The following is a 17,400-nucleotide window of genomic DNA, read 5'->3' on the forward strand; positions in this document are numbered from 1 at the left end:
TTATGACGGACCTTATTACTCCGACGAAGATCGTCAACTGGACTGGCGATAACAAAGTTGACGGGCTTCTTGATCTCTTCGCCTGGGACGGAACGATAACCTATGCGTTTCCCACGACTTCGTCATCGTATAGCTATGGCCCCGAAAAATACTATTCTTTCACTCCAATTTCGTCGCAGCAGCAGTCTCTCGCCTTATTCTTTATGGAGCAGTCCTATGGGAATGCTGCAAACGACGGCTTCTCCGTCGAGGGGTTCACGAACGCCAACTTTGAGGCCGGAAGCGCCGATACCGCAACGGTGCGGTTCGCTCAATCGTCGGATCCCTCTCTTCCGACGGCAGGGGCCTATATGCCAGCTGCCTATGGACGGGGTGGCGACGTCTGGTTCGGGACGCGATATGCTGGCACCGAAGATGATTATCGTTTCCCAAGGTTCGGCAACTATGCGGGCCATACCCTGGTGCATGAGTTGGGTCACGCTCTCGGACTGAAACATGCTCACGAAGGGGGAACAGTCGTTCCGAGCGCCTACGACTCGCTCGAATATACGATCATGACCTACCACACATTCATCGGAGACGATGAGAGTGGGGCCAAGTATGAGCATGATGGCGCGCCACAAAGCTTCATGATGCTCGACATTGCCGCCCTGCAGGAAATGTATGGTGCGGACTATACGACGAACAGTGGCGATACCGTCTATAGGTGGAATCCCAACCAGGGCATCACCTATGTCAACGGCGTTGCGGCCATCACGCCCGCTGCCAACAGGATCTTCGCAACAATCTGGGACGGAGGCGGTACCGACACCTATGATCTGAGCGCTTATACGACCGGCCTCAGGATCGACTTGCGAGCGGGGGGGTACTCGGTCTTTTCCCAGAGCCAGTTGGCCTATCTGGGGGGCGGTCCGAACAATGGCTATGCCCGCGGCAACATTTTCAACGCCCTTCTTTATCACGACAATGTCGCGTCGTTGATTGAGAACGTTCAGTCCGGCTCCGGCAACGATACGATTATCGGCAATGAGGCGGACAATACGCTCTGGGGCAATGCCGGAAATGATTCGCTTTCCGGCGGTTCCGGCAATGACACACTGATCGGCGGAACAGGCAACGACACCTATAATGTCGACAGTCTGGCCGACGTGGTGACTGAGGCGCTGAATCAAGGGACCGATCTGATCAGGACGTCGCTTTCTTCCTTTGCCTTGACCAATATTGCCAATGTCGAAAACCTCACCTTCACCGGCACTGGCGCTTTTACCGGAACTGGAAGCGGCCTCGCCAACACGATCACCGGCGGCGCCGGCAATGACTTGCTGGATGGCGGTGCCGGCAATGACACGCTGATCGGAGGTGCTGGCAACGACATCTACGTGGTCGACGCTGGCGTCGATTTTGTGGTCGAGAGTGCGAACAAGGGGACGGACACCGTCCGGACGGCGCTTTCAAGCTCTATTCTCAGCAACAATGTCGAGAACCTGATTTACACGGGATCCTCCAACTTCACCGGCACTGGCAATGCGCTGGCCAACACGATCACCGGCGGCGCCGGCAATGATGTGTTGGATGGTGGGGCCGGTGCCGATAGCTTGATCGGCGGAACGGGCGACGACACCTATGTCGTCGACAATGCCGGCGACAGCGTTGCCGAGAACGCCGGCGCGGGAACCGACACGGTCCGCGCGACACTCGCAAGCTATACGCTTGGAGCCAATATCGAGAACCTCACCTACATCGGAACGGCAGCCTTTGCCGGGACAGGCAATAGCCTTGCCAACACGATCACTGGTGGTGTCGGCAACGACACCCTGAATGGCGGGGCAGGTGCTGACACGCTGATCGGCGGAGCGGGCAACGACATCTATGTGATCGACAGTGCGAGCGACGTCGTCACCGAGTTAGCCAGCGCCGGCACAGACGAAGTCCGCACGTCGCTTGCGACCTACTCGATCGCTGCACTGATCAATGTCGAGAACCTGAGCTATACGGGATCGGTCAGCTTCACCGGCACCGGCAATGCGCTCGCCAACAGGATCACCGGCGGCGCTGGCAACGATCTGCTTGACGGCGGCGCCGGCAATGACACGCTGAACGGCGGTGCGGGCAACGACATCTATGTGGTCGACAGTGCGAGCGACATCGTCACCGAGGCGGTCAGTGCCGGCACCGACGAAATCCGCACGTCGCTTGCGACCTACTCGATCGCTGCACTGATCAATGTCGAGAACCTGAGCTACACGGGATCGGCCAGCTTCACCGGCACCGGCAATACGCTCGCCAACAGGATCACCGGCGGCGCCGGCAATGACACGCTGAATGGCGGAGCAGGTGCCGATAGCTTGATCGGCGGAACGGGCGACGACACCTATGTCGTTGACAATGCCGGCGACAGCGTTGCCGAGAACGCCGCCGCGGGAACCGACACGGTTCGCACGACCCTGGCCACCTACACACTGGGAGCCAATGTCGAGAACCTCACCTACATCGGAACGGCAGCCTTTGCCGGGACAGGCAACAGCCTTGCCAACACGATCACTGGTGGTGTCGGCAACGATACGCTGAATGGCGGGGCAGGTGCCGATAGCTTGATCGGCGGAGCGGGCAACGACACCTATATCATCGACAATGCCGGTGACAGCGTTGCCGAGAACGCCGCCGCGGGAACCGACACGGTCAAGACCGTGCTGGCAAACTATACGGTCGGCAACAATGTCGAGAACCTCACCTACACGGGATCGGCCAGCTTCACCGGCACCGGCAATGCGCTTGCCAACACGATCACCGGCGGCGCTGGCAACGATCTGCTGGACGGCGATGCCGGCAACGACACGCTGATCGGTGGTGCTGGCAACGACATCTATGTGGTCGACAGCGCGGGCGACGTCGTCACCGAGTTGGCCAGTGCCGGCACCGACGAAATCCGCACGTCGCTTGCAGCCTACTCGATCGCTGCACTGATCAATGTCGAGAACCTGAGCTATACGGGATCGGTCAGCTTCACCGGCACCGGCAATGCGCTGGCCAACACCATCACCGGTGGCGCCGGCAACGATGTGCTGAATGGCGGGGCAGGCGCCGATACGCTGATCGGCGGTGCGGGCGACGACACCTATATCGTCGACAATGCCGGCGACAGCGTTGCCGAGAACGCGGCCGCGGGAACCGACACGGTTCGCACGGCCCTGGCAAGCTATACGCTTGACGTCAATGTCGAGAACCTCACCTATATCGGAACGGCAGCCTTTGCCGGCACCGGGAACGATCTCGACAATGTAATCACAGGGGCGGCCGCCGCTGATACGCTGTCAGGCGGCGACGGCAACGACACGCTGAATGGCGGGGCAGGTGCCGATAGCTTGATCGGCGGAGCGGGCGACGACACCTATATCGTCGACAATGCCGGCGACAGCGTTGCCGAGAACGCCGATGAAGGAACCGACACGGTCAAGACCGTGCTGGCAAGCTATACGCTTGGCGTCAATGTCGAGAACCTCACCTATATCGGAACGGTAGCCTTTGCCGGGACAGGCAATGGCCTTGCCAACACGATCACTGGTGGTGTCGGCAACGACACCCTGAATGGTGCGGCTGGCGCCGACACGATGATCGGCGGAGCGGGCGACGACACCTATATCGTCGACAATGCCGGCGACAGCGTTGCCGAGAACGCCGCTGCGGGAACCGACACGGTCAAGACCGTGCTGGCAAACTATACGCTCGGCAACAATGTCGAGAAGCTGAGCTACACGGGATCCGCTGACTTCACCGGCACCGGCAATGCGCTCGCCAACACGATCACCGGCGGCGCCGGCAACGATCTGCTGGACGGCGGCGCCGGCAATGACGCGCTGAACGGTGGTGCGGGCAACGACATCTATGTGGTCGACAGTGCGGGCGACGTGATCAACGAGGCGGTCAACGCCGGCACCGATGAAATCCGCACGGTGCTTGCAGCCTACTCGATCGCCGCCTTGGTCAATGTCGAGAACCTGAGCTACACGGGATCGGCCAACTTCACCGGCACCGGCAATGCGCTGGCCAATACGATCACCGGCGGTATCGGCAACGACACGCTGAACGGCGGGGCAGGGGCCGACACGCTGATCGGTGGTGCGGGCGACGACACCTATATCGTCGACAATGCCGGCGACCTCATCACCGAAGCGGCCAATGAGGGGATCGACACGGTTCGCACGACGCTGACGAGCTATACGCTTGGCAGCGACCTCGAGAACCTCGCCTATATCGGCACGCTAGCCTTCACCGGAACAGGCAATGATCTCGACAACGTGATCACGGGTGGCGCTGCGATCGATACGCTTTCCGGCGGCGCCGGCAATGATACGCTGAATGGCGGGGCTGGTGCCGACACGATGATCGGCGGAACGGGCGACGACACCTATGTCGTCGACAATGCCGGTGACAGCGTCACCGAGAACGCCGCCGCGGGAACCGACACGGTTCGCACGATATTGGCCGCCTACACACTGGGAGCCAATGTCGAGAACCTCACCTACATCGGAACGGCAGCCTTTGTCGGGACAGGCAATAGCCTTGCCAACACGATCACTGGTGGTGTCGGTAATGACATCCTGAATGGCGGGGCAGGTGCTGACACGCTGATCGGCGGAGCGGGCCACGACATCTATATCGTCGATGATCTGGCCGACGTGGTCACCGAAGGGCTGAATGAAGGGACCGATCTGATCAGGACGGTGCTTTCTTCCTATGCCTTGACCAATATTGCCAATGTCGAAAACCTGGCTTTCATCGGCACCGGCGATTTTATCGGCACCGGCAATGCGCTTGCCAACACGATCATCGGCGGCGCCGGCAACGATCTGCTTGACGGCGGCACCGGCAATGACACGCTGAACGGCGGAGCGGGCAACGACATCTATGTGGTCGACAGTGCGGGCGACGTGATCAACGAGGCGGTCAACGCCGGCACCGATGAAATCCGCACGGTGCTTGCAGCCTACTCGATCGCCGCCTTGGTCAATGTCGAGAACCTGAGCTACACGGGATCGGCCAACTTCACCGGCACCGGCAATGCGCTGGCCAATACGATCACCGGCGGTATCGGCAACGACACGCTGAACGGCGGGGCAGGGGCCGACACGCTGATCGGTGGTGCGGGCGACGACACCTATATCGTCGACAATGCCGGCGACCTCATCACCGAAGCGGCCAATGAGGGGATCGACACGGTTCGCACGACGCTGGCAAGCTATACGCTTGGCAATGATCTCGAGAACCTCTCCTATATCGGAGCGGCGGCCTTTGCCGGGACGGGCAATGGCCTTGCCAACACGATCAGGGGCGCGGCAGGTGCCGACATTCTGGACGGGAAGGCCGGAGCAGACATACTGATCGGCGGAGCGGGCAACGACACCTATATTGTCGATGACGTTGGCGATGTGGTCACCGAAGGACTGAATGAAGGCACCGATCTGATCAAGACGGCGCTTTCGAGCTATGCGCTCGGCAACAATGTCGAGAACCTGATCTATACGGGATCCGCCAGCTTCACCGGCACCGGCAATGCGCTTGCCAACACGATCATCGGTGGCGCCGGCAACGATCTGCTTGACGGCGGTGCCGGCAACGACACGCTGATCGGCGGCGCCGGTAACGACATCTATGTGGTCGACAGTGCGGGCGACGTCATCACCGAGTTGGCCAGTGCCGGCACCGACGAAATCCGCACGTTGCTTGCAGCCTACTCCATCGCCACATTGGTCAATGTGGAGAACCTGAGCTACACGGGATCGGCCAACTTCACCGGCACCGGCAATGCGCTTGCCAATACGATCACCGGCGGCGCCGGCTCTGACATGCTGAATGGCGGGGCAGGGGCCGACACGATGATCGGTGGTGCAGGCGACGACACCTATATCATCGACAATGCCGGCGACCTCATCACCGAAGCGGCCAATGAGGGGATCGACACGGTTCGCACGACGCTGGCAAGCTATACGCTTGGCAGCGACCTCGAGAACCTCACCTATATCGGCACGCTAGCCTTCGCCGGAACAGGCAATAGCCTCGACAACACGATCACGGGTGGCGCTGCCATCGATACGCTGTCAGGCGGCGCCGGCAATGATACGCTGAATGGCGGGGCTGGCGCCGACAGCTTGATCGGTGGTGCTGGTGACGACATCTACATCGTCGACAATGCCGGCGACCTCATCACCGAAGCGGCCAATGAGGGGATCGACACGGTTCGCACGACGCTGGCAAGCTATACGCTTGGCAATGATCTCGAGAACCTCTCCTATATCGGAGCGACGGCCTTTGCCGGGACGGGCAATGGCCTTGCCAACACGATCAGGGGCGCGGCAGGTGCCGACATTCTGGACGGGAAGGCCGGAGCAGACATACTGATCGGCGGAGCGGGCAACGACACCTATATTGTCGATGACGTTGGCGATGTGGTCACCGAAGGACTGAATGAAGGCACCGATCTGATCAAGACGGCGCTTTCGAGCTATGCGCTCGGCAACAATGTCGAGAACCTGATCTATACGGGATCCGCCAGCTTCACCGGCACCGGCAATGCGCTTGCCAACACGATCATCGGCGGCGCCGGCAACGATCTGCTTGACGGCGGTGCCGGCAACGACACGCTGATCGGCGGCGCCGGCAACGACATCTATGTGGTCGACAGTGCGGGCGACGTCATCACCGAGTTGGCCAGTGCCGGCACCGACGAAATCCGCACGGTGCTTGCAGCCTACTCGATCGCCGCCTTGGTCAATGTCGAGAACCTGAGCTACACGGGATCGGCCAACTTCACCGGCACCGGCAATGCGCTTGCCAATACGATCACCGGCGGTATCGGCAACGACACGCTGAATGGCGGGGCAGGGGCCGACACGCTGATCGGTGGTGCGGGCGACGACACCTATATCGTCGACAATGCCGGCGACCTCATCACCGAAGCGGCCAATGAGGGGATCGACACGGTTCGCACGACGCTGGCAAGCTATACGCTTGGCAATGATCTCGAGAACCTCTCCTATATCGGAGCGGCGGCCTTTGCCGGGACGGGCAATGGCCTTGCCAACACGATCAGGGGCGCGGCAGGTGCCGACATTCTGGACGGGAAGGCCGGAGCAGACATACTGATCGGCGGAGCGGGCAACGACACCTATATTGTCGATGACGTTGGCGATGTGGTCACCGAAGGACTGAATGAAGGCACCGATCTGATCAAGACGGCGCTTTCGAGCTATGCGCTCGGCAACAATGTCGAGAACCTGATCTATACGGGATCCGCCAGCTTCACCGGCACCGGCAATGCGCTTGCCAACACGATCATCGGTGGCGCCGGCAACGATCTGCTTGACGGCGGTGCTGGCAACGACACGCTGATCGGCGGCGCCGGTAACGACATCTATGTGGTCGACAGTGCGGGCGACGTCATCACCGAGTTGGCCAGTGCCGGCACCGACGAAATCCGCACGTTGCTTGCAGCCTACTCCATCGCCACATTGGTCAATGTCGAGAACCTGAGCTACACGGGATCGGCCAACTTCACCGGCACCGGCAATGCGCTTGCCAATACGATCACCGGCGGCGCCGGCTCTGACATGCTGAATGGCGGGGCAGGGGCCGACACGCTGATCGGTGGTGCAGGCGACGACACCTATATCATCGACAATGCCGGCGACCTCATCACCGAAGCGGCCAATGAGGGGATCGACACGGTTCGCACGACGCTGGCAAGCTATACGCTTGGCAGCGACCTCGAGAACCTCATCTATATCGGCACGCTAGCCTTCGCCGGAACAGGTAATAGCCTCGACAACACGATCACGGGTGGCGCTGCCATCGATACGCTGTCAGGCGGCGCCGGCAATGATACGCTGAATGGCGGGGCTGGCGCCGACAGCTTGATCGGTGGTGCAGGCGACGACATCTACATCGTCGACAATGCCGGCGACCTCATCACCGAAGCGGCCAATGAGGGGATCGACACGGTTCGCACGACGCTGGCAAGCTATACGCTTGGCAGCGACCTCGAAAACCTCACCTATATCGGAGCGGCAACCTTCGTTGGAACAGGGAATCTGCTTGACAACGTTATCACAGGTGGTGTTGGCGCTGACAGCCTCGCCGGGGCGGCGGGCAACGACACATTGATCGGGGGTGGTGGCTCCGACAAGATGTCGGGTGGGATGGGCGACGACGTTTACGTCGTTGACATTGCGACTGATATTGTGATCGAGAACGCGAACGAGGGAATAGACATAGTCCACACGGCGCTTTCAAGCTATACGCTCGGCAACAATGTCGAGAACCTGACCTATACAGGATCTGCCAGCTTCACCGGCACCGGCAATGCGCTCGCCAACACGATCACCGGCGGCGCCGGCAACGATATCCTGAATGGCGGGGTCGGTGCGGACACCTTGATCGGCGGAGCGGGCAACGACACCTATATCGTCGACAATGCCGGCGACCTCGTCAACGAAGCTGCCAATGAGGGGATCGACACGGTTCGCACGAACCTGGCGAGTTATACGCTTGCCGGCAATGTCGAGAACCTGAGCTTTGCCGGCATAGGGCCGTTTGCCGGAACAGGGAATGCGCTGAACAACGTTATCGTCGGCGGCAGTGGTTCTAATACGCTGACGGGCGGCGCCGGTAACGATACCCTCACTGGTGGAGCAGCAGCCGACGTCTTCGTTTATTTGCTGAACTGGGGCCACGATACGATCACAAACTTCATGGCAACTGGCCCGGCGCACGACACGATCAGAATCGATCACAACATTTTCGCCGACTGGGAATCGCTTTTTGCTGCATCCAGTCAGAATGGCAACGATACAATCGTTACAGCCGATATCGACAACACCATAGTGTTGAGGAACGTAGCCTTGACGAGCCTAGACTCGGGGGATTTCCTTTTTGCGTGAACCCGATCGGACCTCCGGGTAAACCCCCGGGGGGAGATCTGGCATGCTGCGGCGGAGAGGATGACGGCGATTGCGGACGGGTTCGGGGGAGGGTGGCGGTGTAAAACCGGCTATCGGCGACGGCGTGGATTTACGCTGATAAATCCTGCGATCGATTGCGCATCAGGAACTGGCCCAACCGGTTCATGATCTTAAAGGCCCAGAACATCGATGTTGAGACCTTCAGGCCGTTGTCGGCAAGGGCGGACAGCACCTCCTTGTTCTGACGCGATATATTTTGAACGTTCTTGTTCGTGGCGCCCCCTAAGCGCATCCTGACCAGGACTCGCGGGATATAGATTGTTCTGATCCGCGCGACTTCCAAAAATCGCATCATAAGCTCGACGTCGGCTGCAAGCCGATAACGCAGATCAAACCGCCCTAACTGATCATAAATGCTACGGCGAACATAGAATGTCGGATGTGGTGGACACCAGCCACGGGCGAAAGAACCGGATCTGAACGCACGCGATTTCCAGTAGCGGATCTTGCGATCGGTATGCCGGTTGGAAACATAGACGAGATCGCCGTAGCAGCCGTCATATGCTTCATCTTGCAACGCAGCCGCCACAGTTCCGAGGGAGTGGCTGCTCTCGAAAATATCGTCCGCATTCAGGAACCCGATAATATCGCCGGTTGCTAGACCAATTCCTTTGTTCATCGCCACATAGATGCCTCCATCCGGTCCCGAAAGCACACGGCGGTTCTTGGCGGGCGCCGAAGCGATGATGGCGAGCGTAGAATCTTTTGAGCCGCCGTCGATGATGATGTGCTCGAAATCGTCGTAGGTTTGCGTGTCGATGGACCGCAACGTATCGGCAATGGTCCGCTCGGCGTTCCAGCAAACGGTGATGAGGCTTATCCGGGGAGCACGTGGATCGGCAGTGTCTGCAGCCATTTTAACGGGTGTCTTGCTCATATTCGAAGAGGCGGAATCTAGCCAACCCGTAGCAGATGGAAAGGCGGCGTCGCAATCCAGTACTGCAGATTATCCTTGGTCAATGCAGGAGATCCCTTGTCTTCGAAGAAAAAGCTGCGCAAGGGCATCTTGCTAGCCGGGGGCTCGAGCACTCGGCTCGCATCCTGCGACCCTCGCCATTTCGAAGCAACTTCTTGCGGTTCTTGACACGCCATACCTCATTGTATCCAGGCCTCGCGGCGTGAGCTTGAACTGCACCCGTGCCTGCATATCCGCTCCTATGCAGTCGGACCGTTCTGTTGAATTCTCCGACGTGCGACCGCCTGACCTTGCGGGAGAGCGGGGTGGAATTTCTAGATCGGCCTCAGCACGAAGAGAAGGCTGTCGCCCTTGCCTGCGGCATCCAGAATTCGATTGCCCAATCCCATCACCATCCCGGCCCCACGTGCGCCACGCGATAGGGCTACGTTCTTCAGTCGAGTGAAGAACGGTGGCCTGCCTTGGATTGCATCAGCATTGTGCATCCAGGTGGATGATGACTTGCCCTCCTGCTTCCGCTCGCGTGCAGTGCGTAATTGCAGGACCGACCAGAGATTAGGCGTAACCGTTCTGACGTTTTCGACCTTGTAACCAAACTTGCCGGCGAGCTTGGTAAAAGAGGTGCGATTGAAATGATTTTGGTGATAGGGAATGTGCCAATTGATCCAGCGGTCTTTCCAGATCTTGTGATGAAACGAGCCCGTATTGGGGAACGCCATGATCACGCGACCCTGGGGGGTGAGACGTTCTCTTACCGCCTGCAGCATGGCCGAGGGATCCGGCACATGTTCGAGCACCTGATTCAATACAATCAGGTCGAACTTCATGTCGGGAAAAGGCAGATCGTAAATGTTGCCGATATGGACCTGCAGACCGAAATGATCAGCGATAGTCCGCACATTCGGATCCGCCTCGATCCCCCAGCTTTCAATACCCTTGTTACGCATTTCAAGGAGTGAAATGCATGAGCCGCAACCGACATCCAGTACTTTCTCACCAGGCTGCGCCAGATAGTGGCCTTGATGATCGGTGCCGGCCATCCAACGATTGAAAGCGGCGAAAGGCTTGTTTACCAGCGCAGCTTCTCGCTCTATGGCGGAGAAATCAACTTCCCTGCGTGGATAATACGTACTGTAAAGCCCAGGCAGGTCTGCTTCGGTCAGCGGCGGTGTCGTCGTCATATGACCGCAAGACACGCACCTCTCGATCGAATATACACCGGGGCAGCCGTATCGATCGTCGGATATGCGCTCGATAAATGTTTCCATATTCGAACCGCAGGCAATACACTGCATCTGATGATCGCTCTTCATCGCGTCGTTATTGTCCTTTTTCATTTCTTCGCTCGCAGAGTATGGGCCGTCCGGATAATCATGAAGGCCGCCATGCGCAATGGCGCTGTCAGCCGTTGCAAAGGCGTGCCGATCAAAGAATAGAACGCGGCCCGCTGAAATACATTGTGGGGCGAGCGCCGGCCAAAATGCTTCTTCCACGAAGACGTATCCGACACGTGAGCGCCGTAGACTGGCGGTGAATAAACTATGGCTTCGCTGGAAACAAGGAGTTGTACGCCCGTTCGTGCGAAGCGCATGGATATTTCGTAATCGGCCATATAATGCGGCAGGAAACGCGGACGCATGGTTCCATGCCGTTTGAACAGTTCCGCGGGAAACAACGTTCCGCGACCGCTGAGCGCGTCCGCCTTATAGAGCGGCTTAGGATTCCGGCGCTCCTCTTCACTCAACTCGGCAAGAATGTCCCATACTGCAATGCGATTTATGTTCAAGCGCGGTCCCACCCCCGTCAAAGGCGGGTCGCTCTCCTCCTCGTGAACGACGCTGCCGATAATAGCATCCCGATTTTCGCGTGAACACCGTATCAATGTCTCGACATAGGTCGGGCCAAACCACGTGTCATTGTTGACGAACAGGATGTAGTCTTCGGGGCCGCAGTCGGGCAGAACCCGCTTCAGGCCGACCTCTATGGCTCCGCCCCACCACAGATTGCCGTCGCCTCTTATGCTCGTCACGTCAGGCTGCGCCGCGAGGAACTCAGCCGTTTCATCCGTGGAGCCGTCATCGATGATGACAATTCGGATATTATCGACAACTGTTTGGGCTCTCAAGGCCGCGATGACTTTGCGAGTATGTTCAAGCCGATTGAAGACCGGGATTAAGACGTTTACGCGCATCAAATATTGTCGTCTTTCCTTGCGAACCAACAGAAATCTAGCCATTGCACAAAAGACACATCGGCGACAATGAACCGCGCGTTTGTTCTATCAACCAGTATTGACGCAGGATGAAGGCGCTTCATTCTTCGAACCAAGCTTGGAAAGGCCGCCTCTCAAATTCGTCCAGTGCTCCGCCGGGTGTGGAATTGACGATGCGGATATCATTCGCTCTCGCGATATTTGCGATGGCTCGATATTGTCGCCACAGCCGCGCCGCCCGCTGAAAGTCGTCATGACGGGTCGTGGTCGGGGTGCCGTCCGCATTTACGGTGAAATCTTTTCCTTTTTGCACCTTGAGGTCGAACGCGTATTCGTAACTTGTTGACAGGAAACGATCATGGTCGATGCCGAGCAGGATGATCTCTTTGAAACCAAGATACATTGCTATCATCAAGGTCATCACCGGCACCGACTCGACACCCGGCACCGGTTTAGAGATATCGACGATTTCCACAGATGCTCTTTCGTCAAAGCTTTCGCCGAGCACGAGATACCGAACCGTTCGCCCTGAAAACAGATTGTGTTTTCGAACCAGCTCCGCTTCAGTGGAACTGAGGAACAGTTCCGCGCCGCCCAGGTGCGAATGCATCTCGTCAAACCAGCGGACCACGTCCTCCGGCGTCATCAATCCATAGGTAATTTGCGGAACACAATGATAACGGGACTGGAACTTGTCGAAATCGGAGTGCAGGTAACCATTGGAAACGGTTATAACGGTTTCGCCCTGAAGTCGCGACAGATCCAAGCCCTTGACGCTCGGGCCATTGCCTAAAATAAAACAGCGCTGCCCCGCGTGCAGACCAGCAAGCTGTCTATTTTCTGCCAGCGATCTCGCGACATCAGCAGAGAGTTTGTGACGATTTTTTAGCCTGCGCTTCAGCTCATGCACACCATAGGGGAGCAGCATGGAGCCAAAGGTCAAAATCTTTCTCAAAGCTGCAGCCACTTCACCACCTCGAAGACTTCGGCGTATTTTACACCGATGCGCTGGCCGGCGTTCTCGGCTTCATTGCGAAAGAAGCTCACCCATTTCCGCCCCGTGCGCTCCATCTCGGATTCATGGGCAAGGATCGCCTTTTCCTTCTGGTCCCAATGGGCGGTGATGTCGACGTAGAAATTCCCCCTGAAATCCACCGTCGAATGATACCAGTTGCTGCGGTACATCAGCAGACGAGGCACATGGCGGCAGCTGTGCAGCGATGCGCGCGACAAGGCCAGATGGTCATGGTGGATGTCTCCGACCCAGTGGGTGTAAACCATATCGATCTTCAGATCCTGCACGAGCTTGAGGATCTCGATATTCAGCGGATCGACGAATTCGATCTGGAGCGTTTTGAAGTCGCCGCAAACCATCTTGTGGACGCCGAGGATTTCCATCGCAGCATCCGCTTCCGCTCTGGCGACCTGGCTGCTGCGTACGGACTGATCATACTGGTTGGAAAAGCCGGATACGGTCGCGACATAGACATAAACCGTGTCGCCATTCGCCGCATGGCGCGCCAATGCACCGCCACAGCCCAGTTCCACGTCGTCAAAATGGGCACCGATCGCGAGAATATTCATTTGCAACTCCAGAGCAGGTCACGCGTGCCTGCAATACCACAATTCAATAGTGTGTCGAGGATGCTGAGATAGGGAATGAATTCGCCGAACGGCTGTGGATAAACGGGATGGACGAAATTCTGCCATATCACACGAATGCCTGCTGCTTCAAAAAGCTCCGGCTGCATATAATCCCGTGCGCCAAGGCCCGAGAGGTAACAAGTGGCCTCAACTTTTTGAAGAAGCTCAATTAGCAATTCGTTCTTGTTGCCCTTCGGCTGAAGCGTACTCGACCGCACCGTTGGAATGTCCACGTGCAGTATTTCCAGAATGCCATTTAAGAAGTGAAGGTTGAAGTCCGACATCAGATCGAAACGGACGTGCATTAGCTGTTCGATGCGAGGAAACACTTCGCTCCAGCCTGCGCATCCTCTATAGTTTTCTCGCAACAAGGACAGATTACGGTCGACCCAGGCACGATCTTCCGCCATCCTCACTGCATTTATGGGAGCGCCATAATCAGGCTTCTGAATTCCAACATTGATCCATTTTGCTCCTTGAGCCGTTTTGATCTTGTCTCTGTGAGTCCAACCTCGGCTTCCGTAGACGAAAGATACGTGGTCGAGGGCGACATAAAGGTCCGCGTTCAGAAAGCGTTGAAAAAAGCCGAGATACGGCGCAAAGTCCGGTTGATGAATAACTACTGTGAGCATCAGTGCACCAAGCTCTCAAGAAGGTTTGCGATCCGACTATAGCCATCTAGATTGGTGCGGCTCAACGCCGTTCGGCTCATCACATCGATCGGCAAATCGAGGGATAGTTTACCAAGATCCAAAGAACGGTGGTGACCTGCGAACCGGGAGAAGCCTAGCTCTTCCAAGGCGCGCCCGACCGGAATTTCAAAAAGTTCATTCGCGATGACAATTGAGGGCAGTCCACTTGCTGCTGCCTCGAAAGGGGTGAGGCCCCCGCCGGTGATTGCAAGCTCGTGCCTACTCATTTCCCATGCCATCGAAGGAACACCGTCCAGATGTTCGATGTGTGCTACACTTGGTTCGGACAATACAGCGTCAAGCTCTTCTCGGTGCTGAAAAGCGGGGCCAGTCACGATTGTCAGCTTGAGCGGCTTGTTCCGCAACCAACGCGCAACACGAACTGTGACGCCATGGGTATCGGCTCCTCCAAGCGTCACCAGGATGGAGCCCAATCTCGTGCGTGCTCGACGGTAGCGCTCGATCTCAGGATTGAGGATCATATATTCAATGCCGGTCCGTACTTCTCGCCCTTTGAGTTGAGCAGTGTTGTCAAAAACAAGCGCTCCGATATTGATGTCGGCCAATTCAGCTCCGTCTCCCCGATCGTCGAAGGTCACGAGTCTAGCTCCGGTACTCATCACCGCCTCCGCGTGGGCAAAGGCAGTGTCGAGACGATCGTTGATCCACACTTCAAGCTGCTGAACTTTTTCAGTGAATGCAGCCTCCCATGAGCCGTCGGGGGCTGAAGGATCATAGATGGTGGATTCGAAGCCACGTGATTGAAGGACATTCAGTGTCGATGCATGGTCATTGACCAAAAAATGGATATCACGCCCTCGTCGACGTAGTTCCCCCGCGAGGGTCAACGAACGATACAAATGCCCCATGCCGCGCGAATGAGAACTCTCTATGCAGAAGACGAACATAAGGTAATCGCTTCTTCGGTAGTTAGCCAGATCTCGGCGGCATGTCTCGCCAGCGCATCGGCTCGCCGCAAATCGTCATCGGTATCGACTGTAAGCCGCAAGCCGGGGGCAGTCTTTGCGGTTGACACATCCAGTTCCCCGATCAGAAAGAGTTCTGGCCGGTCGACAAAGTATTCGTTGACGTGTTCGCGGTGATGCGGCAGCAACCCTTCCCGATGACTGCGTTCCAATGCCACGAAAGTGAATATCTCAGCACCGACGCCTACAGGTAGGTGGCCAAAAGCGTGGGTATAGTCATAGCCCCCACTCCGGTGAACATCAATTAATCGGTCCAGTTCAGCAACATCGGTAAATGGGTTGTCGGCCGTCAGCCGCACTATATCAGTGAAGCCATAGGTTTTTGCACATTGATAGTAACGGTCGAGAACATCCATCTCCTGGCCGCGAAAGCATTTCACATTATTCTCGCGGCACCAGCGTTCGATGATTTCATCTTCGGCCCCTTGTCCAGTTGCGACAACGATCTCGGCGTCGTTGCGCAGCATGATCAATCGGCCAACTACATGAGAGATTAGTGGCTTGCCGTTGAGCAGGCGCATCACCTTGCCAGGCAGACGAGTTGAACCCATCCGAGCCTGCACGATTATCCCCAGCGTCACTTCAAATCATCCCACTTCAGCACCGCGTCCTCGCTCATATCCCTTGCGAGCGTGCGTCCCATTACCTGATCGAAGTCCTTTGGTGCGATACCATAACCGGGCCTCTTGATTGCGATGTCAGAGGTGCCAATAGTGTCACCTGCCTTCATAGCCCTGCTCAAGATCACGCTCTTTCGGTTGTTGATACGGGTCGTCGCCTCACTTGCCGCAGGCTCCTTCACGCCGCTGCCGCGCATAATTTCGAACGACCTGATGGCATCAACCAACCAACTCATTTCTTCGGGATCGGCAGATAGCATATGATCGGGACCGTCGGCCTTCTTGTCGTAAGTGAAATGTCGCTCAATGACACGCGCGCCCATGGAGGCAGCGCAGAGGCTGGCTATCGGAGTCAGGGTGTGATCCGAATAACCTACATCGATACCAGGGAAAGCCTGGATCATGGCCTGCATTGCACCCAGATTTACATTTTCAGCATGGGTAGGATAGCTGGTGATTGCATGCAACAAGATCAATTTTTCATTGCCCGCTGCCTTGATGACCGCCACAGATTCCTTGACTTCATCCATCGTACACATGCCAGTTGAAAGGATGATCGGCTTTTTGGTCTTTGCCAAGTAACGCAAGAAAGGCAGATTTACTGCATCGTCCGAGCCGACTTTATGCGCACCAACCCCGCACTTTTCCAGAAGATCCACGTCAGTTTCATGAGATGGCGTGGAAAACCAATCAAGTCCATGCCCTTCGGCATAGCGGAACACGGCTTCATGCAAGTCCAAGTCGACCTCGTACTTGCGGAACAGGTCGAATTGGGAGGTAACCCCCGTATTCTCCATATCGAAGATTGCATGCTTGCTCGAAATGGTCGCGGCCCGATAGGTCTGAAGTTTTACCGCATCGACGTTCGCCTTCTTGGCCTCGTCAATCAGACGCTTCGCCTGCTCTAAAGTTGTGAAATTGCCACCGATCTCGGCAATAATATAGCATCTGTCTTGTCTATAATTGCGGAACATTTACCACTCCCTAATTTGCGCCCGAGCAGGGACATCACCGCGATTGCGTAGTCGGGTAACTCCGCGCACCACAGCATAGCTACCGAATGCCGCACCGTTTCTGGCGCGGTTGTTAATCAAAGTTGTTGCTTCCTCGCCAGCCCATATGCTGTTGCCGATGAACATCTGCTCAATTTCGACGCACTCAAAAATCGGCTGATCGGCGGCCTTTTCACGATGGTGGTCAATTAAGCACATCGCAGCCCATAAACGCGCTGTTCTCGATGGTGATGTTGTTGCACCGCTCTAATGTTTCAGCGCCGGTCAAAATTGTCACCGATGACGAGCTTATATTCCGACGCG

10 protein-coding genes are annotated in these 17,400 nt (G+C 57.2%); 1 reads left to right on the forward strand and 9 read right to left on the reverse strand.

What is annotated here, in order from left to right:
- The first annotated feature begins 2 nt into the window (after window positions 1–2).
- Complete coding sequence (locus AC244Q_RS02140; protein ID WP_487764144.1) at window positions 3–8,933, forward strand: M10 family metallopeptidase C-terminal domain-containing protein; 8,931 nt, start codon at window positions 3–5, stop codon at window positions 8,931–8,933.
- Between the two features lie 130 nt (window positions 8,934–9,063).
- Here AC244Q_RS02140 and AC244Q_RS02145 read toward each other — a convergent pair whose 3' ends face one another.
- From AC244Q_RS02145 to AC244Q_RS02185, 9 genes are all read right to left on the reverse strand, one after another.
- The gene (locus AC244Q_RS02145; RefSeq protein WP_113547219.1) at window positions 9,064–9,870 is read right to left on the reverse strand and encodes a glycosyltransferase family 2 protein; all 807 of its coding nucleotides are present in this window, start codon (window positions 9,868–9,870) and stop codon (window positions 9,064–9,066) included.
- 374 nt (window positions 9,871–10,244) lie between these two features.
- Entirely contained in the window at window positions 10,245–11,267 is a 1,023-nt protein-coding gene (locus AC244Q_RS02150) for a class I SAM-dependent methyltransferase (protein WP_128407382.1), read from the reverse strand.
- Window positions 11,264–12,121: a glycosyltransferase family 2 protein gene (locus AC244Q_RS02155; protein WP_113547221.1), complete on the reverse strand. Its 858-nt coding sequence runs from the start codon at window positions 12,119–12,121 to the stop codon at window positions 11,264–11,266. Before AC244Q_RS02155 ends, AC244Q_RS02150 begins: the two co-directional genes overlap by 4 nt.
- 121 nt (window positions 12,122–12,242) lie before the next feature.
- The gene (locus AC244Q_RS02160; RefSeq protein ID WP_206641111.1) at window positions 12,243–13,109 is read right to left on the reverse strand and encodes a hypothetical protein; all 867 of its coding nucleotides are present in this window, start codon (window positions 13,107–13,109) and stop codon (window positions 12,243–12,245) included.
- Window positions 13,094–13,726, reverse strand: a complete 633-nt coding sequence (locus tag AC244Q_RS02165) for a PIG-L deacetylase family protein (protein ID WP_113547222.1) — start codon at window positions 13,724–13,726, stop codon at window positions 13,094–13,096. Before AC244Q_RS02165 ends, AC244Q_RS02160 begins: the two co-directional genes overlap by 16 nt.
- Window positions 13,723–14,421 carry a WbqC family protein gene (locus AC244Q_RS02170; RefSeq protein WP_113547223.1) on the reverse strand — a complete coding sequence of 233 codons (699 nt, stop codon included), beginning with the start codon at window positions 14,419–14,421 and terminating at the stop codon, window positions 13,723–13,725. The genes AC244Q_RS02165 and AC244Q_RS02170 overlap by 4 nt, the downstream gene beginning before the upstream one ends.
- Window positions 14,418–15,386: a PseG/SpsG family protein gene (locus tag AC244Q_RS02175; RefSeq protein ID WP_113547224.1), complete on the reverse strand. Its 969-nt coding sequence runs from the start codon at window positions 15,384–15,386 to the stop codon at window positions 14,418–14,420. Before AC244Q_RS02175 ends, AC244Q_RS02170 begins: the two co-directional genes overlap by 4 nt.
- Entirely contained in the window at window positions 15,368–16,045 is a 678-nt protein-coding gene (locus AC244Q_RS02180; protein WP_113547225.1) for a cytidylyltransferase domain-containing protein, read from the reverse strand. Before AC244Q_RS02180 ends, AC244Q_RS02175 begins: the two co-directional genes overlap by 19 nt.
- Window positions 16,042–17,058: an N-acetylneuraminate synthase family protein gene (locus AC244Q_RS02185; RefSeq protein WP_113547226.1), complete on the reverse strand. Its 1,017-nt coding sequence runs from the start codon at window positions 17,056–17,058 to the stop codon at window positions 16,042–16,044. Before AC244Q_RS02185 ends, AC244Q_RS02180 begins: the two co-directional genes overlap by 4 nt.
- Window positions 17,059–17,400: the final 342 nt, after the last annotated feature.

The organism is Rhizobium sp. CB2179 (assembly GCF_057653455.1).